The organism is Halobaculum sp. CBA1158 (assembly GCF_021431925.1).
In the GTDB taxonomy this organism is placed as follows: domain Archaea; phylum Halobacteriota; class Halobacteria; order Halobacteriales; family Haloferacaceae; genus Halobaculum.
Map to the genome: position 1 here is coordinate 2,552,338 of NZ_CP090371.1, position 20,724 is coordinate 2,573,061.

Below are 20,724 nucleotides of genomic sequence, written 5' to 3' on the forward strand. Positions count from 1 at the left end.
AGAAGGTGGCCGACCGAGCGATCGCGCGCCGACGGGGGTGACGCGTCGGCGACGCGGCGTCCGCGTGTCGTCGACGTGGCGGTCGGACGGCGTTCAGGCGTCGCCTTCGCCGTCGGTCTGCCGGTCGACGAAGTCGTCGTAGGTGTCCTGATCCACGACGACGACGTTGAAGTACATGTTCGAGTGGGCGACCCCGCAGTACTCAGCACAGTAGCCCTGGTAGACACCCGTCTCCTGGGCGGTCGTCTTGATCGTGTTCTCCTGGCCGGGAATCGCGTCCTGCTTGAGGCCGAGATCGGGCACGTGGAGCGCGTGGATCACGTCGTCGGAGGTGACGGTGAAGAACAGCTCCTGTCCCTGCGGGACGACGATGACCGGCCCCTCAAGCCCCTCCGCCTGCGGGATGGCCTCGGTGTCGAGGTCGCCGGCGGTCAACTCGGTGATGTTCGACGTCTCGTAGTTCATCCGCCAGTTCCACTGGTAGGCGACCGTCTCGACGTGCACGTCGCCCTCGGCGGGTTCGATATCGTCGGTGCCGCCGGTGTAGGTGACCGACGGGTCCGCGAGCACGCCGTAGGAGGCCGCGCCCACGAACAGGAGGACGATCGCGGTCGCGACCGTCCAGGTGATCTCCAGGCGACGATTCTCCTTGGTCGGCTTTGGATCGTCGCTGTCCTTGAACTTCAGGACCGTGTAGATGAGGATGACCTCGACGAGGATCGTGATCGGAATCGCGACGTACAGCAGGTTCTCGTTCAGGCCGTTGATGAGCCCCGCCGTCGTCGACGATTGGGCCGCCGCCGGGGTCGCGAGCAGCGCCACCCCGACGAGCGCCGCCGCCAGACTCCCCAGTCGCGTACGCGTCATTACATACGCGGTTGGCGCAGGCCACGTAAATACCTACTGTTGTCGCGCCAACCACCCGACGCCGACGCCGTTTTGCGGGCCGGCCGCCGCGGGATTGCGCGGCCGTTCGGGCCGCCGTGAACCGCCCACTCGACCCGGAAAGCGTCGGGTTGATATGCGGCCGGTCGCTAGTGCGCGTAGTGACTTCGAAGCGGTTCCCGGCCCTGCTCGCGGCGAGCGCGATGGGCGTGTACCTCCTGCTCGTCGTCGGCGCGACCTCGTCGATCACCGACGCGGCGGGGGCGTGTGCGGCCTGGCCGGCCTGCGGCGACGGCCTCTCGCTGCCGGCGACCGGTCCCGGCTGGGTTGCCCTCGGCCACCGCACGGTCGCGTTCGTCGTCGGCCTGCTCGTGCTCGTGACGGGGCTCGTCGCCTGGCGTTCGCGACCCGACAGGCGGGTCCGCGCGGCGCTCGCGACCGCGTTCCTGCTGTACCCCGTCGAGTCCCTGTTGGGGGCGTACGTCGCGACCAGGGGAACGGGCGCGGTCGCGACGGTCGCCGGCGTCGCCGTCGGGGTGTCGACGCTGCACCTCGTCGGCGGGCTCGCGGTGTTCGCGGGCCTGTTGGCGGCGCTGGCGTGGGAGTTGGAGGCGACGACGGGCGACCCGGACGACGAGCCGAGCGTCGCCTCGACCGGGCCGGACCCGGCGACCGAACCGGTCGACGCGGGCGACCGCCTCCGGCACGCTGTGCCCGCCTGGGGCGACGAACCGCTCCGGCGCGGACGCATGGTCGCGGGAGCGTACCTCCGGCTGATGAAGCCGCGGCTCATGTGGCTGCTGTGTCTCGTCGCGGGGGCGGCGATGGCGCTGGCGGGCGGACCGGGGCTCACGGTCCCGGTCGTCGCGGCGACGCTCGCCGGCGGCGCGCTCTCGATCGGGGCGTCCGGAACGTTCAACCACGTGTTCGAGCGCGACGTGGACCGCCGGATGCGACGCACCAGCGACCGCCCGCTCGCCGTCGATCTGGTGTCGGTGCGCAGCGCCGTCGCGTTCGGCCTGCTGCTCACCGTCGTCTCCGTCGGGCTGTTCGCGTGGGTGAACCTCCTGGCGGCGCTGCTCGGTCTCGTCGCGATCGTGTTCTACTCGGTCGTGTACACGCTCGTGCTGAAGCCGAACACCGTCCAGAACACCGTCATCGGCGGCGCGGCCGGCGCGCTCCCGGCGCTCATCGGCTGGGCGGCCGTCACCGGCGAGGTGGGGGTGGGCGGGGTCGCGCTGGCGACGCTCATCTTCCTGTGGACGCCCGCGCACTTCTACAACCTCGCGCTGGCGTACAAGGACGACTACGAACGCGGCGGCTTCCCCATGATGCCGGTGGTGCGGGGCGAGACGGCAACCCGACGCCACATCGTCTGGTACTTCGGCGCGACGCTCGCGGTCGCCGCGGCGATGGTCGGACTGGGACGCCTCGACTGGCTGTTCGCGCTCGCGGGCGTCGTCGTCGGCTCGGCGTTCCTGTGGGCGATCGTCCGCCTCCACTACGAGCGCGACGAGTCGGCGGCCTTCCGCGCGTTCCACGCCTCGAACGCCTACCTCGGCGTCGTCCTCCTGGCGGTCGTCGTCGACGCCCTTGCGGTGTGAGATGAGCGCGCGCACCCTCTCGCTGTCGGCCGGTCCGGTCGCCGTCTCCGTCTCCCGACGCGAACTGCAGGTCGCGACGCTCGTCGTCAACGTCGAACTCCTCGCGGTGCTCGCGTACTTCGCGCTCACGAACGCGTCGCTCTCCTCGCCGCTGTTCACGCTGTACGGCCTCCTGTGGGTGAACCTCGCGCTGGTCGTGTTCGCCCGCTACCGACCGGCGGCTGCCGGTCGCCGAACCCGTCGCCGGGCGCTCGCGGTCGTCGCCGGCTATCTCGCGTTGCTCGCCGTCCTCGGCGGCGTCGTCGGCGTCGCGCCGCCGCGGACGACGCCGGGCGTGGAACTGGCGCTGCTTCCGCCGGGATGGGGGCCGGCGCTCGTCGTCAACGTCGGCGTCGCCGCCGCCGTGTTGATGCCCGCGAAGGTGCTGGGTTACCTCGCGCTGGCGTACCTCCTGTACGGCGCGCTCGTCGACGCGGCGGGCGCGGGGATCGCCGGCGTGCTCGGACTGTTCTCGTGCGTCTCGTGTTCGCTCCCGCTGCTCGCGGGGGCGGTCGCGGCGATCGCTGGCGGTGGCGGGTTCGTCGCCTCCGCGGCCGCCGGCCTCGGCTACGGCCCCTCGACGCTGGTGTTCGCCGTGACCGTCGCGCTGCTGTGGTGGCGACCGGGGATCGATCTATTCGGATAGCGGACCGCCAATAAATAACTTTCCACGATTACTTCTGACTCGGATACAACCGTCGAGGGTTATTACTCCGGGGTCCGTGACCCATGTATGGGTCGTCTCCCCCTCCCGCGGTCGCCGCTCCAGCACCGGAAGCGAGCGATCGTCAAGACGCTCTGCTACCGGGCGCTGATGGTAGCGATCACCGTGATCGTCGCGTGGATGGTCGTCGGCGACGTGAGCGACGCCGTGAACATCGGCTTGGTCGCGAACGTGGTGAAGACGGCGACGTACTACACCTACGAGCGCGTGTGGGACCGGATCTCCTGGGGCGTGACCGACACGGCCTGAAGGAGCCGTTGGACGTCTGTCTCGGAAACCCCGCTGGTGTCGTCTTGGAGGAGATTCCGAAACAGATCCGAGAGCGCCCGGACCGTGCGACGTGGGAGAACGCGAAGAAGATCGTGAAGGCGATTCCGAACCCGCGGAACAAGGCGGTCGTTGTGTTGCTAGCGAAGACCGGGTGTCGGTTGGAGGAGGCGCCAGAGATCAAGATGGACGACCTGATGCTCGACGAAGGATTCATTCGACTGCGTGAGCCGAAAGGTGGGAAGCAGACAGGAGTGCCGATTGGCCGGGAGGCCTCTGTTGAAATCCTCAGAGAGGTACATTTCCGATTTGTGCGATCAAGAGTTACGAAGGGAGCAGGAGCATCATCTGTAATGTATCCCTCCTCTCTCAAAATCTGAGTGAACCGGGTCTGAATCCGCCGTAGACTCTCTTCTGTCGGTTCTACAGCGAGGAAGTACTTTGCTTTGGCTCTGTTGAAATCCTATTTTTCGACACCTTCCTATCAGAATAGTCTTTATGCAGGTGTGGGACTTCTCGTTAGAGAAATCACCAGTTTCGATAGATAATTATTCGAGCGTGCTGGATACAACAGCGCGAGTCGGTCAAAGGGTTAATTGAGTAGGGTCGGCTCCAGACCGAAGGAGCTATGTATATTTAGGTGAGCCTAAAAGTTATGTCCGAAGATAGCGGTGAACATGAGGCACCGACGCGACGTGACTACATGAAGTACGGCGGGGCAGTCATCGGCGGTGGGCTATTGGCTGGCTGTACCGGGGATAGCGGGTCCGGGTCAACGGACACGAGCACGGTGACAGAGACAGCCACCGAGACCGCGACTGAGACGGCGACGTCGACCGAATCGGAACCCTATACGGTGAGTATTCCTCCGATTGGTGATGTAGAGTTCGACTCAATTCCACAGTCATACGCTTCGATGCGTTCCTTTCACGGTGAGATGGGCATCGCACTTGGTCAGGCAAACAAGTTCCAGGCTGTATCCAGCCCGGATCAGCTCCCCTTCTGGATGTACGACGAGTTGGGTGTCGAAGTACCCAGCGCAGATGACCTCGAAGCTATCCCAAGCCTTGAGAACTACAGCTTTGATGAAGAATGGTTCTACGAGGCCGATCTCGATGTCCATCTAATGGACCCAATCAGTGCGGCCTGGGCATTCGAGAGTGTTGACTGGGAACGGGTTGCAGAAGAGGTCGGGCCGTTCTTCGGTCATTATGCGCGGCGACGGATGGGCGCTACCCGCGACTATCCTTTCCTTAGCCTTTACGAGATTTTCGGGAAGGTGGCGGACGTGTTCAAGCAGCGTGAGCGCTTCGAGGCGTTCAGGTCGTTCCACGACGAGTACATCGGACGCATCCAATCGGAACTTCCCCCGCAGTCGGAGCGCCCCGAGATAGCTCTTGCCGCCTTCGGTCAGGGGTCGTTCTACGTCTTCCACGTAGACGAAGGAACCGGCAAGAAGCAGTACACTGATCTCGGGATTGGGAACGCGATGAGCGATGCGGTGCCGGACGACACCCATCTCGCTGAGGTCGATTACGAGACTATGCTTGAATTCGATCCCGAAATCATCGTCGTTCACAACGCGATCCTCTCGTATACTTCTCGTGAGGCCTTCGAGGAGAAAGTCATTGCAAAGATACAGGAGGACCCAGTTGGAGGTGAATTGTCCGCCGTTAAAAACGATCAGGTGTACATGGGAGGTAACAATTCGCAGGGGCCGATCACGAACCTGTTCCAGACGGAAGCGGCGGCGAAACAGTTGTTCCCTGAGCAGTTCGGCGAGTTCCCCGGGTGGGGGAACGTCAGTGGAGACGAACGGCTGTTTGACCGCCAGCGGGTCGCAGACATCATCAACGGCGACATCTGACCATGTCCACCACCGAAACCGAGTCGGCACACGACTACGACCACGACATCGTCATCGTCGGTGGGGGGCCGGCGGGTTGCTCAGCAGGTGTGTTCACGGCCCGGTACGGGCTTGACACGATCATCTTCGACCGCGGACGCTCGTCCATCCAACGGTGTGCCCACCTCGAAAACTACCTCGGGTTCCCCGCGGGCATCGACATCGAAATGTTCTATGAACTGATGCACGAACACGCCGAGACCGCGGGCTGTGAGATCGTCCCGGATCTCGTCGACTCCGTCGAACAAGCTGACGACGAAGAAGGATTTGTCGTCACACCTCAGGAGGGGGAGGCCGTCACCGCCCGGCGAGTGATCGCGGCGACACGGTACGACGGCGAATACATGCGCGGGCTCGACGACGCCGCGGCGATGTTCGAACCGCACGACGGCGACGAACACTTCGATCGAACCTACGCAGCCAGTAATGGGACGACACCAGTCGATAGGCTGTACGTCGCCTCCCCCTCTAAAGCAGCCGACCGGCAGGCGATTATGGCTGCTGGATATGGTGCCCGCGTTGGATTGCAAGTCATCGAAGACATCCACCGTGACCGAGGGTATCCTGACGCTATCGTCGAGCACTACGACTGGCTTCGCCGCGACACCGAACTCGAGGGCGAGTGGGGCGACCGTGACCGCTGGCGCGAATGGATCGACGGTCAATTCACCGACGAGCACGATCTCAATGAAGACCAGCGTGTCGCGATACGTGAGGAATATATCGACCGCCGATTCGACACCTATCTCTCAACCGATGAGACCGCCCATCGTAAAGAACGAGGGCAGAAGGCACTCCTCAAGCACATCGACGACGGGCTCATCCTTGACGCCGCGCGTGATATTGAGGCTGATCGATAGAACCTCTAAGTCGGTCACGGCGATTCTGATGAGAATCAGAAAGGTTCGACCCATTTCGCTGTCTCGTTCATCGATACACGCTGTTCAGAGTGCCTTGTCTATGTTATGAGTGAGACAGCCGACAACGAGTTCACGGAACTGCTTCCACCAGTGTCGTGAGCGGACGAATGCGCCATATTTCCGTTTGAGCCGAGAGTTCACTGTCTCATTCTGACTCCGTTGGCCGTAGAGGTCGGCGTCCAGTCGAGCATTCCACGCCTTGTGAAGGGGCGAAAATTCTCGGTGCTTGATGAGAGGACGAACACCAGCGTCACGGGCTACCGCGCGAACCTTCTGGTCGTCGTATCCTTTGTCACCAAGGAGAATCGTTACTTCACCGGTATTCCGCTTAATGAGCGACGGTGCGATCTGTGAGTCGTGTTTTCTGGTCGTCGTCACGTGGAGATCGAGGGTAGCATTCGCTCTCGTGTCTACGAGCAGTGTCACTTTCAACTGCTGAATCGTCAGCTTCGTTCGCTTCGTGTAGTGTTTCGAGGCGTGACTTCGGTCGAAGCCGGAAGCGTCAATCCCCACGACACCACTAGTCGGGAGAAGTGTGATCGAGAGATTTAGCAGGACACGCCAGACTGCCATATCGAGTCGGTTGAGCGCTTTACACAGCGTTGAGGGAGAGGGGAGTTCCTCAAGGCCAATGGCGCTCCGAATGCGGGGCATCTCGATAAGTTCGTCGAGAAGCGTTCGGTACGTCGTATTCTTCCGAACCTTGAGACACAGCAGGACAATGTGTTGGCGGAGTGTGTATCGGCGTTTCGAGAACTTTGAGGAGTAACGAGCGACAGCTCGCCGAGCCAAGTGATACGCCTGCTCAACAAATCGGAGCAACCGAGATTTCGGGAGGGCTTGCATTCGGTCAAACTACCGGGCGAACCTGTAACCCTCTGAGGATTTCAACAGAGCCTTTGCTTTGATAATGAGTTCCTCAGAATTTGGTTGGCTGTTCCCCATTATCTCACATAGACCTGACATCCCGAATGCTAGATTTCCATCCACAGGATAGACCGGACCCAGAGCTGGAGCCACTCCGGACACATTGGGAGAACAATCTACCCAGAACTTCAGATTCCGAAATACTGCTCATAATCCCGTTAGACCCTTGTGCGAAAAGCACGCTGAGTCTAACGTTGGGTATGAGGCCTCGGCACTCATAGGGCTCCCCATCGCACCGGTGCCATCCGGGCTCGGAGCGGTCGCCTCGTCATCGGCCACCCCTACCTACCCGGTGGCGACGCAAGTGCGTTTCTCCTCGCGTGACCCGTCGCCGGCGACCCCGTCGTCGACCGCCGCGTCCGACAGTTATTGTACCTTCGGGCCTCACCCACACACGAATGAGTTCGACGCGGTCGCTGGACGCCCTCCGACTGAGCAGGCCCGAGGTAGCCGTGTTCGTCTCCGGCGTCGCGAGCATGGGCCTGGAGATCCTCGCCGGGCGCATGATCGCCCCGCAGTTCGGGAGCAGCATCTACACCTGGGGCACCATCATCGGCGTGTTCCTCGCGGCGCTGAGCTACGGCTACCACCGGGGCGGCAAGCAGGCGGCCGACCGCGCGACCAACGGCCGGATGGCGCGGGTGTTCCTGTTGACGGCGGCGTACGTCGCGGGGCTGATCCTCGTTGGCGACCTCCTGCTTCGCTCGACGGCGGGGTTCCCGCTGCCGAGTCGTGTCGCGTCGCTGCCGGCGGTCACCCTCCTCTTCGGCCCGCCGACGTACCTGCTGGGGTTCATCAGCCCCTACGCCGCCGAACTCTCCGAGAAGAGCGGGCTGGGCGAGGCGTCGGGGCACGTGTACATGCTCGGCACCGTCGGCAGCATCGTCGGGGCGTTCGCGACCACGTACTTCCTGATCCCGTCGCTCGGGATCGACCAGATCGCGCTCGTGTTCGGCGGGATCTCGATCGCGGCGGCGGTGGCGGTCGGCCGGCCGATCGGTCGCGATCGCGCGACGGTGACGGGGTTCGTGGTTCTGCTGCTCGTCGCCTCGGCGGCCACCGGCGCGGCCGGCCTCACCGTCGAAGGGCAGGTCGTCCACCAGACGCAGACGCCCTATCAGAACCTCCGCGTCGTCGACCTGGGCGACACCCGAACCCTGTACCTCGGCGGCCAGCGCCACAGCGCGATGGACCTCGAGGAGCCGAACCGCCACGTGTTCGACTACACGCGCTACTTCCATCTCCCGCTGTTGTTCGCCGAGGACGCCGACGAGATCGACCGGGTGCTGTTCGTCGGCGGCGGCGGCTTCACCGGTCCCAAGCGCTTCGTCGACGACTACGAGGACGTGACCGTGGACGTGGCCGAGATCGACCCCGAGGTCGTCTCGGCCGCGAAGGAGTACTTCCGCGTCGAGGAGTCACAGCGCCTGCGGATTCACAACCAGGGAGGTCGGCAGTTCCTCCAGGAGACGGACCGGACGTACGACCTGATCGTCATGGACGCCTACCAGAAGGACAAGGTGCCCTTCGAGCTGACGACCCGGGAGTTCATGCGGCTCGCGAGCAGCCGTCTCGACGACGACGGCATCCTGTTCGCGAACGTGATCTCGGCCGAGAGCGGCCCGGCCTCGCAGTTCTACCGCGCTGAGTATCGAACGATCGACGGGGTGTTCGCGCAGACGTACGCCTTCCCCACCGTCGGCGGCAGCGTCGTCCAGAACATCGAGGTGATCGCGACGAAGAACGACACCCGGATCGGGGAGGCCGAGTTGCTCGCGCGCAACGACCGCCGCGACATCGGGATCGATCTCGACGACGAGATCGAGACGTACGCCGACCCGCCGCCGACCGACGACGTGCCCGTGTTACGCGACGACCGCGCACCGGTCGACAGCCTGCTCGACCCGATGGTCGGCCAGCGATACGTGATCCAGGAGGCGAACGACGACCGCGGCGGCGACGACGCCGGCGACGGCGACAGCGATGACACCGGAGGCAACGACACCGCCGGCGGCACTAACGCCACCGGCGACGACACCGCCGGCAGCAATCACATCGCCTGCGACAGCGTGAGCGCGGATCCGGCGTCGCCGTCGGCGACTGCGCCGGCGGCGCGATCCGCACGGCCGGCGTAGGCCGACCGAACCGAGCGACGTGGCGGCGACGCGGTCGGCCCTCGCTCGCGGTCGCGGTCGGTCGTTATTACGGCCGTACGTCGCAGTTGCGTCCGAATACCAATCGCGGGGGCGGGAGTACCCACTCACGACATGCGTGATCCGTCCCGTACCGGCGACCGGGCGCTGATTCCGACCGGCCACGACGCCGCGAGCTACACCTGCGTCCGCTCGCTCGCGCGTCGGGGAGTGGGAGCGATCGTCGCCTCCGACAAGGAGGACGTGCCGACGGCGGCCTCGCGCTTCTGCGACGAGACGGCGCTGCTGCCTGACCCCCGCTCGGGACTGCTCGCGTACCGCGACGCCCTGCTGGATCTCGCCGCACGCGACGACGTGCGGACGGTGATCCCGATACGCCCCGAGGACTGCTACGTGCTCTCGCGGTACGAATCGGCGTTCGCCGAGCACGTCTCGCTGGTCGTCCCGACGATGGAGCAGTTGACGGCGGTCCACGACCGCCTCGGACTCGCCGCGATCGCCGAGGAGGCCGGGGTACCCGTACCGGAGACCCGTCCGCTCTCGGCGGTCGACGACTGGGACGAGGACCTGCTCGTCAAGGCGCGGTACAACGTCCTCACGGACGCGTACCTCGACGACCGCGGACCCGACGACATGGACGTGATGAAGGACATCCATCACGTGGTTCGGGAGACGCCGCCCGATCCCGAGGAGCTACGGCGGTCGATGTGTCACGAGCCGATCGTCCAGGAGTTCGTGCACACGGACGGCGAGTTCATGTTCACCGGCCTGTACGACCGCGGCGAGCCGCTGGCGACGTTTCAACACCGCCAGATCCGCGGCAACTCCTACACCGGCGGCGGCGGCGTCTACCGGCGGTCGATCCGCGACCCGGAGTTGGAGCGCGTCGGGCGGGCGCTGCTCGACGAACTGGACTGGCACGGGCTCGCGTGCATCGAGTACATGCGCGACGCCGACACCGGCGAGTTCGTCCTCACGGAGATCAACCCCCGGCTGTGGCAGTCGCTCCCCTCCACGGTGCACGCGGGCGCGGACTACCCGGCGTACTACTGGCTGGCGGCGACCGGCCGCGCCGACGAGATCGACCACGACTACCGGGTCGGCGTCGGCACCCACATGCTCCACGGCGAGATCGGGTACCTGGTGAGCGTGTTGACCGAGGAGTCGCCGTACGTCGACCGGCCGTCGGTCGCGAGGACGGTCTGGGAGATCGCTTCGTCGATCGTCCGAGAGCCGCGGTTCGACTACCTCGCGCTCGACGACCCCGGTCCGTTCTTCGCCGGCGTCCGCAACGTCCTCCCCGACCCGCCGATCGGCCGACTCCCGTGGCGGGGGGCGACCGACAACAGTCACGTCCGTCGATCCTGATCGGCTATCCGGCGAACCGGCTGACTCGAACGGGTCGGGTGACCCGATCGACCCGGGTGATCGAAGCGAACGATCCGCCGACGGGCGTGCAATCCTTGGCACGAGCCCCTGGATTCAAGAGCGTTCGCGTGTGTGGTAGCGACACACATGAGTCTCACCGGCTCCGACCGCGTCTTCTGTCACGACTGTGGCAGGGGATTCGACTCCGAAGAGGAACTCCAGCGACACGTACGAGACGGAGATCTCGCCGACTAAGCGGCTACCAGTCGCCTATTCGGTCTCGACTCGCTCTCGCGCCGCCGCGACGAGGAGCGGGAGAAACACCGTCGCGTCGCCGTAGACGGACGCGTTTCTGGCGTCCTTCTCCAGTTTCCCCCACGAGCGCGCCTCCTCCAGCGTCGCCCCTGAGAGCCCGCCGGTCGCCTCGGGGTCCATCGTGATCTGCACAGCGTAGTCGTACGCTCGGGGCGTCACGAGCATCGTCTGCAGGGTGAAGTTCTTCGGCACGCCGCCGCCGATCAGCAGACAGCCCGCGCCGTCGGCCTCGAACGCCAGGTCGGTCAGCGGCGTCATGTCGGCCAGCGCGTCGAGCGTCAGGTCCGAGGTCTGGGCGTACATCCACGCCTGGAGGCCGAGCACGGAGTCCTGCACGGCCGGACAGTAGACGGGAACGTCGTGTTCGTGGGCGGCGGCCGCGACGCCGGGACCCTCCGAGATGCCCTCGCGTTCGTTCACCTCGGCGTTGGCGCGGCCCAACTCCGCGGTCAACTCGGCGATCGAGACGGCCCCGTCGCGCTCGGAAAGCGGCGGGAACACCTCCTCGCGGAGGTGCGCCTCGAACTCCGCGAAGTGCTCCTGCGGGAGGTAGACGTTGTAGATGCGGTCGACCTCCTCCTCGCGCAGTTGCTCGTCGTGCTCGCGGAGCGACTTGCCCTCCTGTCGCTCCTTGCCGTGGTGGTGTTTCCCGCCGATGGCCTCGATCGCGTCGTGGGTGAGGTTCGCCCCCGTCGTCACGAGCGCGTCGACGTAGCCGTCGCGGATGAGGTCGGCCACGATCCGGCGCATTCCCGTGGGCACCATCGCGCCCGCCAGCGAGACGAACACCGTGCAGTCGTCGTCGGCCCACATCCCCGAGAGCACGTCCGCGGCCTCGTGGACCGACTCCGCACCGATGCCCGCGTGGCCGTACTGGTCGATCAGTTCCGCGACGGTCATGCCGCCCTCGACCCGCGCGTGACCGAGCGGGTCGTGGTCGAACGCCTCGCGGTGGGGCGGCTCCCACTCGCCGTCACCGCCCTCACCGCCCTCGCCGCCCTCGTCGCTCTCGGCGTGGTCGCGGTCGTCGCTGCCCTCGGTTCCCTCGTCGCTCATTGCCGGTCGTGCGTCCGGGGGACGCTTGAAGCGCGTGGTTCGTGGGCGTGAGCGTCGTGGTCGCCGTCGGCGGTGCCCGCCGTTACAGTCCGGTCGGGTGGTCGATGTACTGCGTCTCCAGCCCCCAGTCGTCGACCAGCGACTGCAGCGCGCGCACGCCGAACGTCTCGGTCGCGTAGTGGCCCGCCAGGAACACGGATATTCCGGCCTCGCGCGCCTCGTGGTACGCCTTCCCCTTCCCCTCGCCGGTGACGAGCGCGTCCAGCCCCAGCGACTCGGCCTCCCGCAGCCAGTCGCTCCCGCTGCCGGTGACGATTCCCACGTCGGTGATCTCGTCGGGGCCGAACTCGAGCGCCTGCACGCCCTCGCCGGCGTGGTCGAGCTCCGCCTCCAGCACGCCCGCCAGCTCGCCGGCCGTGTAGCCGTCGGGGGCGACGCCCCGCCGGCCGACGTACTCCGGGCCGACCTCCCCGAACGGCCCCCGGTCGACGAGGCCGAGCGTGTCCGCGACGCCGGCGGCGTTCCCCAGTTCCGGGTGGCCGTCGAGCGGGAGGTGTGAGACGTACAGCGCCACGTCGTTCGCCAGCAGCGGCGCGATCCGGTCGTGCTCGCGGCCCGTCACGCGGTCGAGCCCGCCCCACACGACGCCGTGATGCGTGACGAGCGCGTCGGCACCCAGGTCGACGGCGGCCTCGACGGTCGCCTCGACGGCGTCGACGGCGAACGCGACCGTCTCCACGTCTCCCTCGCGAGCGCCGACCTGGAGGCCGTTCGCTGAGGCGTCGAGGTCGGCGTACGCGTCGGTGTCCAGTTCCTCGTCGAGTCTGTCGACGAACTCCGAACGCTCCATGTCCGGGCGGACGGGCGGCGGCCGCTTGTAGCCACCGCGTCGGCCACGTGGGGCGATCCGGAACAGCGAGGAGCGGTCAGTCCGCGTCCGCATGCGAGAACACCGCCTCGCGCAGCAGCTTCCCCGCCAGCGCGGCGGCCTGACCGTCGTCGCGGTCGTTCACCTCGACGGCGTCGACGCCGACGCAGTCGGGGGCCACGGCGCGCACGGCGTCGCGGATCGCTCGGGGCGAGAGCCCGAACGGCTCCATCGTCCCGGTGCCGGGCGCGAACCCGGGGTCTGCGCCGTCGATATCGATCGAGAGGTAGGCGTCGCGGTCGCCGAAGCCGTCGAACTCGCGCGTCCAGTCGGCCACGTCCTCGGGCGCGACGACGGTCGCGTCGGACGCGTCGGCCCGCTCCCACTCCTCGGGGGAGCCGGTGCGCGCGCCGAGGATCACGACCTCGTCGACCGTGGGATAGCCGTCGCCCTCGGCGACGCGGTCGCCGTCCGCGCCGTCGCCGTCGTAGCCGTCGAGACACCGCCGGACGACGCAGGCGTGGTTCAGCGGGTTGCCGTCGTAGGCGTCGCGCAGGTCGAGGTGCGCGTCGACCGCGACGAGCACGTCGGGGTCGGTCGCGCGCACGCCCGCCCAGGTGACCGTGTGCTCGCCCCCCACGAGGAGGGGGACGGCGTCGTCGATCACCGCCGCGCGCAACTCGGCGGTGAGGTGATCGAGGTAGGCGTCGAGCGCGTCCCACGCGGGCACGTCGCCCGCGTCGTGGACGCGGAGATCGGAGAAGAACGAATCGGTTCGTCGGTCGTAGTCGTCGTAGGTCGCGGCGAACTTTCGGACCCGTTCGGGGCCGAACCGGGTACCCGGCTGGAACGTCGTCGTCGCGTCGAGCGGTGCGCCCGTGAGGACGTACGCCGCCTCGTCGCGCTCGACGGTCGCGCCGGGGAAGGGCATGGAACTACCCGACGACTTTCCGCTGGCCCTCGTACTCGAGGTACTCGATGTTCTGGTCGGGGGTGAAATCCTCGGTCTCGGGGACGCGCATCGTGAACGTCTCGTAGGTGTCGAGGTCCATCACCTGGGCGTCGTCGCCGGAGACGGAGACGACCTGCCCCTGTTTGCGCTGGATGATCGGGACCCAGACCTTCGCGTCGACGGGCTGGGAGAGCGAGCGCTTCTTGTCATCGAACACGCCCTTACCCTCGATACGGGCCTTCGCGCTCCCGTGCTTCCCGGGCTTGGCGGTGCTGTAGGCGTTGATCTTGCAGGGGGAGTCCTCCATCATCACGTAGCTCCCCTCTTGCAGTTCGCGGACCTGCTTCTGCTCTCTCGGCATGCCTCGGGATTCCCGTCCAGGCGGTATAAACGGTTTGATAGCGCCGGAGCCGGCGGGAACGGCGACCTTCGACAGCGGTGAACACGACTCACTACGATCGTATGCTCGCGCTCGGCGACTCTCGTCGTATGGACGACACGAGCCACGCCGACCGCGACGCGGATTCGGGGAGCGAGACGCCGACGACGAGCCCGGATCCGGAGCAGGCGGCAGACCCTGAAACGGGACAGGGTACCGAGCAACGGGGCGAGCCGAAGCCGCTCGACGGGACCATCGGTACGGTCGACGACGACGCGGTCGCGAAGGTGTACTACGAGGAGGGCGAGCCGGTCGTGCTCGCGGCGGCGTTCGTCATCGAGGACTGGCCGTGGGTGATCGGCTTCGACCAACTGGGGACCGAGGGGTACGACTACGTCTCGATCCCGAGCGAGCGCGTCGTCGGCGTCATGAGCCGACGGTACACCAGTTTCTCGCACAACGGCCGGCGGGTGACCGCCTACGGCGTCATGGACGAGGAGGTCCGCGAGTTCCGCGACCTCCTCCCGCTGTAACCGAGCGCGTCGCGGCCGAACGCCCGGTCTGTCCTCGCGCCGTGGCGGTCGGCGCTCACCACTCGATGACCTCGCGGTCGCGCCAGAACCGCCCGCCCGGGCCGTCGCGAAAGCGCGCGAGCCACGTCGGCGTCTCCGCGCCCTCCGCGGGCGTTCGCGGGGCTTTCTCGCCGCCCATCTCCGTGTCGACCCACCCGGGACACGCCGAGTTGGCGATGAGCCCCTCGTCGGCGTACTCGCCGTGGAGGTACGTCGTCAGCCCGTTGATCCCGGTCTTCGTAATACGGTAGGCGGGCGACCCGCCGGACTGGTCCTCGCCGAGCGCGCCCATCCCCGAGGAGAGGTTCACGATCCGCGGAGCGTCGGTGTTCAGCATCGGCGGAAGCGCGTACTTGCACAACAGCATCGGCCCGCGGAGGTTCACCGAGATGGAGTGGTCGATGTGGTGGGTCTGCTCCTCGTGCAGCGGCGCGCCGAAGTGGCCCACCCCGGCGTTGTTGACGAGGATGTCGAGGCCGTCCTCGGACTCCCCGATCCGGTTCAGCGCGTCCTGAATGTCGCCCTCCTGGCTCACGTCGAGGGTGACGCGCTCGTACTCGTCGGGGAGGTCGTAGGTGACGCTCCTGACGCCGGCGTAGACGGTCGCGCCCAAGTCGGCGAGGTTGCGGGCGATCTCCGCGCCGATGCCGCGGTTCGCGCCGGTCACGAGCGCCGCCTGCCCCGAGAGGTCGTCGTACAGCTCCGGCTCCGTCCGGGCGTCGCCGCCGTCGGCGACGGCGCGCGGACGCGCGCCGGTCCCGTCGACGGCACCGGCGGCGTCGGCCGCGTCGGTGTCGGTCATACCCGTCGTTTGCGACCGAGCCATTACGGCGTTTCGACCCGGAGCGGCCGGAACGACTCGCCGGTCCACCGGAACGCGGCCACGTCCTCGGGCGCGACGATGGCGTAGACGTACCCCGTCCACGTCGCCCGGTCGCGGTCCGTCGCCGAGGGCTCGGCCGGCCCGCGCGGGTGGCTGTGATAGAAGCCGACCACGTCGCGGCCGCGGGACTCGGCGTCGTCGACGACCGCGACCGTCTCCGCCGGGTCGAGCTCGTAGCGGCGGTCGGCGTCGGCGGCGACGTTGGCGACGGCGACCGCCTCGGCGACGCGGTCGGCCGGAGCGTCATCGCCGGCGGTGCGGTCGCCGCCGCCGTCGTCGTCGCCGCGGTCGGTGTGGGCCGCCTCGTCGCTACCGCGGTCGGTGGCGGCCGCATCGTCGCCGTCCGCGTCGCCCGCGCGGTCCCCGAGGAGCACGCCGCACACCTCCGCGGGCGCGCCGGCGACGCGTCGCTCGTGGAGGGTCTCGCGCACGTCGGCCGGCAGCAGCAGGCGATCGGCCGACACGGTCGCCGGCCTACTCCAGGTCGCGCCGCATCGCGATCTCGAACCACGGGCACAGCCGCAGTTGCCGGTACCACTCGGGGTGCTCGTGGAGGTGCTCGTAGTCGACCCACAGCAGGCCCGCGATCTCGTCCTCGTCGGGGTCGATCGCGTCGTCCTCGAGCGTGACCTTCAGCACGGCACACACCTCCCACTCCAGCCCGGCGTTCTCGAAGTAGCGCTTGTACTCGAACCGGTCGGTGACACGCACGTCGCCGTACTGGTCGGGGGTGATGCCGAGTTCCTCCTCGAGTCGCTGGCGGGTCGCCTCCTCTTGCGTCTGTCCCTCGACGGGGTGGGAGGCGACCGTGCCGTCCCAGTAGGTGCCCCACAGGCGCTTGCCGGGTGCGCGCTGGCCCAGCAGGAGCCGACCGTTCGAGTCGAAGACGAGGCAGGTGAACGCCCGGTGCCGGATGCCGTCGCCGGTGTGGGCGTCGAGTCGGTTGACCGTCCCCTGCGGGGTGTCGTCGCCGTCGACGGCGATCACGTCCTGGAGGGCGTTCTCGTGGTCCGGGTCCTCGCTCGCGGTCGCCGCGGCGTCGCTCGCACCGGCGTCCTCTGTGCTCATACGCCGTGGGTCGTAAGCGCGGACCATGACCGCTTCGGTCGACCGCGAGCGGGCTGACGACGACGCGGGCGGTCGCGGACGCGATCCGCGCGAGCAGGACGGAGCCGGCGCTCCGACCCGACGGCCACGGAACGGACTCGGGGGACGGCTCGCGACACCCGCGTCAGCCGAGCCGTTCGTCCAGAATGAGCCGCGTCTTCGTGCCCTCGATCTCGTCGAGCTCTCGGGCGCGCGTGATGAGTTCGTTCACGGCGCGGGTGTCGACGCAGTCGACGATGAGCACGATGTCCTCCTGTCCGGACACCTGCCAGACGAAGTCGACCTCCTCCCAGTCCGCGAGGCGCTCGGAGACGGCGCTGGTGTTGACGTTCATGTCGACGCTGATCTCCACCATCGCCTTCACGTTCCCCGTGCGCGTGGTGACCGTGAAGCGCTCTATCACGCCCTCGTTGGTCATTCGGTCGACGCGGTTTCGTACCGTCCCCTCGCTGGTCCCCACCTGCTCTGCGATCTCCGTGTACGGCGTCCGGGCGTCCCGTCGCAGGAGGTTGAGGATGCGCCGGTCGAGGTCGTCCATGCACGCGCTTGCCGGAGCGCCGGCATAGTGATTACGAATTTCGTAACTACGCTTCGAACGACGCACTTATATTCGACCGCGTGGTTCGTTTCTCGTAATGGCGGACGCCTACGTCGCCCTGGCGGACGGCCGTGTCTTCGAGGCACGCGCCCGCGCGCCGGGCCGGACACGTGGTGAACTGGTCTTCACGACCGCGTACACCGGGTACGAGGAGTCGCTGACGGACCCCTCCTACGAGGAGCAGGTCCTCACGTTCTCCTACCCGTTGATCGGCAACTACGGCGTCCGAGACGAGCGATTCGAGTCCGACCGCGTCCACCCCAACGCGGCGATCGCTCGGGAGTTCACCGACGACGTGGCCGAGTGGCTCACCGAGGAGGGGATCCCCGCGGTCGATCACCTCGACACGCGCGATCTGGTGACGACCGTGCGCGAGGAGGGCGCGATGGCCTGCGGTATCGTCGCCGGCCCCGAGGCGACGCCCGAGGCCGCGAGAGAGGAACTGTCGGAGTGCAAGGGGATGTCCGAGCACCTCGACATCGGCAAGCAGGTGTCGACGGACGAGCCGTACACGGTCGAGGGCGGCGGCGAGTACGACGTGGCCCTCGTCGACTGCGGCATGAAGGGGTCGATCGCCTCCTCGCTGGCCGAGCGCGGCGCGGACGTACACGTGCTTCCGTACGACGTGGACGCCGAGACGGTCGCGGAGTACGACCCCGACGTGCTGTTCGTGTCGAACGGCCCGGGCGACCCCGCGAACTTCGAGTCGACGACGGAACTGGTCGAGACGTTCACCGGCGAGATCCCGCTGGCGGGCATCTGTCTCGGCCAGCAGATCGTCGCCCGCGCGTTCGGCGGCGAGACCGAGAAGATGGCGTTCGGCCACCGCGGCGTCAACCAGCCCGTGCGCGATCTGGACACCGACCAAGTCGTGATGACGACTCAGAACCACGGCTACTCGGTCGCCGACCCCGGCGACCTGGAGGTGACGCAGGTGAACGTCAACGACGACACCGCCGAGGGACTCGAAAGCGACGAGTACGACGTGGTCACCCGGCAGTACCACCCCGAGGCGAACCCCGGCCCGCACGACTCGCTGGGCTTCTTCGACGAGGTGCTGGCGCTCGCGGGCGACGACTCGCGGACGGCCGTCACGGCGGACTGACGCGAGACGGGCCGTGTCGCCGTCGGCGGTCGCGAACCCCATCGGGCACCCGAACGACGACGAGACGGCGTTCTGAGCGTCGACAGATTCGAGGTCCGGATCTCCTGGATATCGATGACGAAGTGACGACCATATTACAAAACTTCACTTCCGAGAACCTTCTTCGCCGTCCGCGCTATCGGATATCGTATGGCAGTCGATGACGCGGTCCCCGAGGGGTACAGCGAGGCGGTCGACCTCGAGGAACTCCGCGAGGACGGACGCGCGCTGACGGCCGTCGACGGGACGCCGATCGCCGTGTTCTACCACGAGGGCGAGGTCCGCGCCGTGAACAACCGCTGTCCGCACATGGGGTTCCCGCTCACCGAGGGGAGCGTCGAGGAGGGCGTGCTCACGTGCCATTGGCACCACGCCCGCTTCGAGCTCTCCTGCGGCGACACGTTCGATCCGTGGGCCGACGACGTGGACACGTACCCGACCGAGATCCGAGACGGCGTCGTCTACGTCTCCCCCGAACCGCGGCGAGACGATCCGCCCGCGGTCCATTGGCGCGAGCGCCTCGACGACGGACTCGAACAGAACCTCCGGCTTGTGCTCGCGAAGTCGGCGGTCGCGCTGTCGGACGCCGGCGTCGACCCCGACGAGGTCGTCGAGCGCGGCGTCCGATTCGGCGTCGACAACCGAGCCGACGGGTGGAGCTCCGGGCTCACGATACTGATCGCGATGGCGAACCGCCTGTCGGACCTGGACGAGCAGGACCGCAAGCGCGCGCTGTATCAGGGGCTCACCGAGGTCGCCGGCGACTGCGACGGCGAGCCGCCGAAGTTCGACCAGGAGGCGTTCGCGGCGACGGACGTGCCCTTCGAACGCCTGCTCGCGTGGTTCCGCGAGAACGTCGAGGTGCGCGACGCCGACGGGGCCGAGCGGGTGCTTCGGACCGCCGTCGCCGCCGGCTACGGCCCCGAGCGGCTGACCGAACTGCTCGTCACCGCGGCGACCGACCACCGCTACCTCGATACCGGCCACGTCTTCGACTTCGTGAACAAGGCGACGGAGGCCCTGGATCTGATCGGCTGGGACGACGAGGCGGTCGTCGCCGACGTGCTCGCGTCGCTCGTGCGGGGACTGGCGACCGCCGACCGCGCCGAGGAGACCTCCTCGTGGCGACAGCCGGTCGACCTGGCGGCGATGTGCGAGGAGCGCTTCGACCGCCTCGACGAGGTGGTCGCGGACGGCGAGGGCGAGACGTGGACGGAGCCGGACGACTTCACCCAGCGACTACACGCCTCGGATCCGGAGGCCGTGTTCGACGCCCTCGAGGAGGCGATCCGGGCGGGCGCGACCGTCGAAGAACTCGCGAGCGCCGTGTCGTTCGCGGCCGCCAAGCGGGTGGCGCTGTTCGCCACGAGCAACGAGTTCGCCGACTGGAACACGGTCCATCACACGTTCACGTTCGCGAACGCGGTCCACCGCGCCGCCGAACGGACGGACGCGAGAGCGCTGTACCGCGGCGTGTTCGACGCCGCCGCCAACGTCTACCTCGACCGCTTCCTCAACACCCCGCCCGCGCCCGAGCCGACGGGCGACCCCGACGCCGACCCGGACGCCGCCCTGGCGGACCTCCGGACGGCGTTCGAGCAGCAGGGGAGGGTGCAGGCGGCCGGCGACGCCGTCGCCGACTACCTGGCCGCCGACGGCGACCCCGACCGACTGAAGGCCGAACTCGGGAACGCGCTGCTGGTCGAAGACACGAACTTCCACACGTTCCAGGCGTACGAGGCCGCCTGCCGCCAGTTCGATCGTCGCGTCGGCGGCGGCCGCGACGGCGCTGGCAACGGCGGCGTCAACGACGGCGACGGCGGCGACGACGGTGACGTTGACGACGACAGCGTCGGCGACGATGCCCGTGACTGTCTCGTCGCCGCCGCGCGCTACATGGCCGCCCACTACCCGACGCGGCGGTCGCGCGAGCAGACGTTCTCCATCGCCGCCCGGCTGTTGCAGGGGGAGGCGGTCCACGACGACGCGGCCGCCGACGCCGACGCGGTCGCGGACGACTGAGGGGTCGGCGGCCGGGCGACAGCGGTCGTCGGCCG

General features: G+C 67.5%; 21 protein-coding genes. 11 read left to right on the forward strand and 10 right to left on the reverse strand.

The genetic code is table 11. The features are described 5' to 3' along the window. Positions 1-93 precede the first annotated feature (93 nt). Positions 94-867, reverse strand: coding sequence for a cytochrome c oxidase subunit II (gene coxB, locus Hbl1158_RS13315; protein ID WP_234297738.1), 774 nt, complete (start codon positions 865-867; stop codon positions 94-96). A 221-nt stretch (positions 868-1,088) separates the two neighbouring features. Here coxB and cyoE point away from each other — a divergent pair, with 221 nt between their 5' ends. From cyoE to Hbl1158_RS13345, 6 genes are all read left to right on the forward strand, one after another. Continuing rightward, entirely contained in the window at positions 1,089-2,489 is a 1,401-nt protein-coding gene (gene cyoE / locus Hbl1158_RS13320; protein WP_234299540.1) for a heme o synthase, read from the forward strand. Between the two features lies 1 nt (position 2,490). Continuing rightward, positions 2,491-3,174 carry a hypothetical protein gene (locus Hbl1158_RS13325; protein WP_234297739.1) on the forward strand — a complete coding sequence of 228 codons (684 nt, stop codon included), beginning with the start codon at positions 2,491-2,493 and terminating at the stop codon, positions 3,172-3,174. 87 nt (positions 3,175-3,261) lie between these two features. After that, entirely contained in the window at positions 3,262-3,501 is a 240-nt protein-coding gene (locus Hbl1158_RS13330) for a DUF2061 domain-containing protein (RefSeq protein ID WP_234297740.1), read from the forward strand. Next, the gene (locus tag Hbl1158_RS13335; RefSeq protein ID WP_234297741.1) at positions 3,462-3,899 is read left to right on the forward strand and encodes a tyrosine-type recombinase/integrase; all 438 of its coding nucleotides are present in this window, start codon (positions 3,462-3,464) and stop codon (positions 3,897-3,899) included. Before Hbl1158_RS13330 ends, Hbl1158_RS13335 begins: the two co-directional genes overlap by 40 nt. Positions 3,900-4,174: 275 nt before the next feature. Continuing rightward, entirely contained in the window at positions 4,175-5,386 is a 1,212-nt protein-coding gene (locus tag Hbl1158_RS13340; protein ID WP_234297742.1) for an ABC transporter substrate-binding protein, read from the forward strand. 2 nt (positions 5,387-5,388) lie between these two features. Continuing rightward, complete coding sequence (locus tag Hbl1158_RS13345) at positions 5,389-6,285, forward strand: NAD(P)/FAD-dependent oxidoreductase (protein WP_234297743.1); 897 nt, start codon at positions 5,389-5,391, stop codon at positions 6,283-6,285. 84 nt (positions 6,286-6,369) lie between these two features. On the opposite strand, the gene Hbl1158_RS13350 is transcribed toward Hbl1158_RS13345, so the two are convergent. Further along, positions 6,370-7,191 (reverse strand): IS5 family transposase, encoded by an 822-nt coding sequence (locus Hbl1158_RS13350; protein WP_234297744.1) that lies wholly within the window; start codon positions 7,189-7,191, stop codon positions 6,370-6,372. Between the two features lie 479 nt (positions 7,192-7,670). On the opposite strand from Hbl1158_RS13350, the gene Hbl1158_RS13355 reads away from it, so the two are divergent. Further along, a complete protein-coding gene (locus tag Hbl1158_RS13355) occupies positions 7,671-9,407 on the forward strand; it encodes a fused MFS/spermidine synthase (protein WP_234297745.1) in 1,737 nt (578 codons plus the stop codon). A gap of 132 nt (positions 9,408-9,539) precedes the next feature. Continuing rightward, positions 9,540-10,793, forward strand: a complete 1,254-nt coding sequence (locus Hbl1158_RS13360; protein ID WP_234297746.1) for a carboxylate--amine ligase — start codon at positions 9,540-9,542, stop codon at positions 10,791-10,793. A gap of 270 nt (positions 10,794-11,063) precedes the next feature. On the opposite strand, the gene Hbl1158_RS13365 is transcribed toward Hbl1158_RS13360, so the two are convergent. The 4 genes from Hbl1158_RS13365 to Hbl1158_RS13380 all read right to left on the reverse strand — a co-directional run bounded on the left by Hbl1158_RS13365 (position 11,064) and on the right by Hbl1158_RS13380 (position 14,345). Next, positions 11,064-12,164, reverse strand: a complete 1,101-nt coding sequence (locus Hbl1158_RS13365) for a deoxyhypusine synthase (protein WP_234297747.1) — start codon at positions 12,162-12,164, stop codon at positions 11,064-11,066. A gap of 82 nt (positions 12,165-12,246) precedes the next feature. After that, positions 12,247-13,014 carry a Nif3-like dinuclear metal center hexameric protein gene (locus tag Hbl1158_RS13370; RefSeq protein WP_234299541.1) on the reverse strand — a complete coding sequence of 256 codons (768 nt, stop codon included), beginning with the start codon at positions 13,012-13,014 and terminating at the stop codon, positions 12,247-12,249. Positions 13,015-13,090: 76 nt separating this feature from the next. Then, a complete protein-coding gene (locus tag Hbl1158_RS13375; RefSeq protein WP_234297748.1) occupies positions 13,091-13,963 on the reverse strand; it encodes an arginase family protein in 873 nt (290 codons plus the stop codon). 4 nt (positions 13,964-13,967) lie between these two features. Beyond that, positions 13,968-14,345: a translation initiation factor IF-5A gene (locus Hbl1158_RS13380; RefSeq protein WP_234297749.1), complete on the reverse strand. Its 378-nt coding sequence runs from the start codon at positions 14,343-14,345 to the stop codon at positions 13,968-13,970. Between the two features lie 128 nt (positions 14,346-14,473). On the opposite strand from Hbl1158_RS13380, the gene Hbl1158_RS13385 reads away from it, so the two are divergent. Further along, a complete protein-coding gene (locus tag Hbl1158_RS13385; RefSeq protein ID WP_234297750.1) occupies positions 14,474-14,896 on the forward strand; it encodes a hypothetical protein in 423 nt (140 codons plus the stop codon). A 55-nt stretch (positions 14,897-14,951) separates the two neighbouring features. Here the strand turns inward: Hbl1158_RS13385 and Hbl1158_RS13390 are convergent, their stop codons facing one another. The 4 genes from Hbl1158_RS13390 to Hbl1158_RS13405 all read right to left on the reverse strand — a co-directional run bounded on the left by Hbl1158_RS13390 (position 14,952) and on the right by Hbl1158_RS13405 (position 17,463). After that, the gene (locus Hbl1158_RS13390; RefSeq protein ID WP_234297751.1) at positions 14,952-15,737 is read right to left on the reverse strand and encodes an SDR family NAD(P)-dependent oxidoreductase; all 786 of its coding nucleotides are present in this window, start codon (positions 15,735-15,737) and stop codon (positions 14,952-14,954) included. A gap of 23 nt (positions 15,738-15,760) precedes the next feature. Continuing rightward, a complete protein-coding gene (locus Hbl1158_RS13395; RefSeq protein WP_234297752.1) occupies positions 15,761-16,282 on the reverse strand; it encodes a desampylase in 522 nt (173 codons plus the stop codon). A gap of 10 nt (positions 16,283-16,292) precedes the next feature. Further along, entirely contained in the window at positions 16,293-16,886 is a 594-nt protein-coding gene (locus tag Hbl1158_RS13400) for an NUDIX domain-containing protein (protein ID WP_234297753.1), read from the reverse strand. Positions 16,887-17,049: 163 nt separating this feature from the next. Continuing rightward, positions 17,050-17,463, reverse strand: coding sequence for an Lrp/AsnC family transcriptional regulator (locus tag Hbl1158_RS13405; protein ID WP_234297754.1), 414 nt, complete (start codon positions 17,461-17,463; stop codon positions 17,050-17,052). A 97-nt stretch (positions 17,464-17,560) separates the two neighbouring features. Here Hbl1158_RS13405 and carA point away from each other — a divergent pair, with 97 nt between their 5' ends. Together carA and Hbl1158_RS13415 are read left to right on the forward strand one after the other, a co-directional pair. Then, the gene (gene carA, locus Hbl1158_RS13410; protein WP_234297755.1) at positions 17,561-18,628 is read left to right on the forward strand and encodes a glutamine-hydrolyzing carbamoyl-phosphate synthase small subunit; all 1,068 of its coding nucleotides are present in this window, start codon (positions 17,561-17,563) and stop codon (positions 18,626-18,628) included. Positions 18,629-18,817: 189 nt separating this feature from the next. After that, entirely contained in the window at positions 18,818-20,689 is a 1,872-nt protein-coding gene (locus tag Hbl1158_RS13415; RefSeq protein ID WP_234297756.1) for a Rieske (2Fe-2S) protein, read from the forward strand. Positions 20,690-20,724 lie beyond the last annotated feature (35 nt).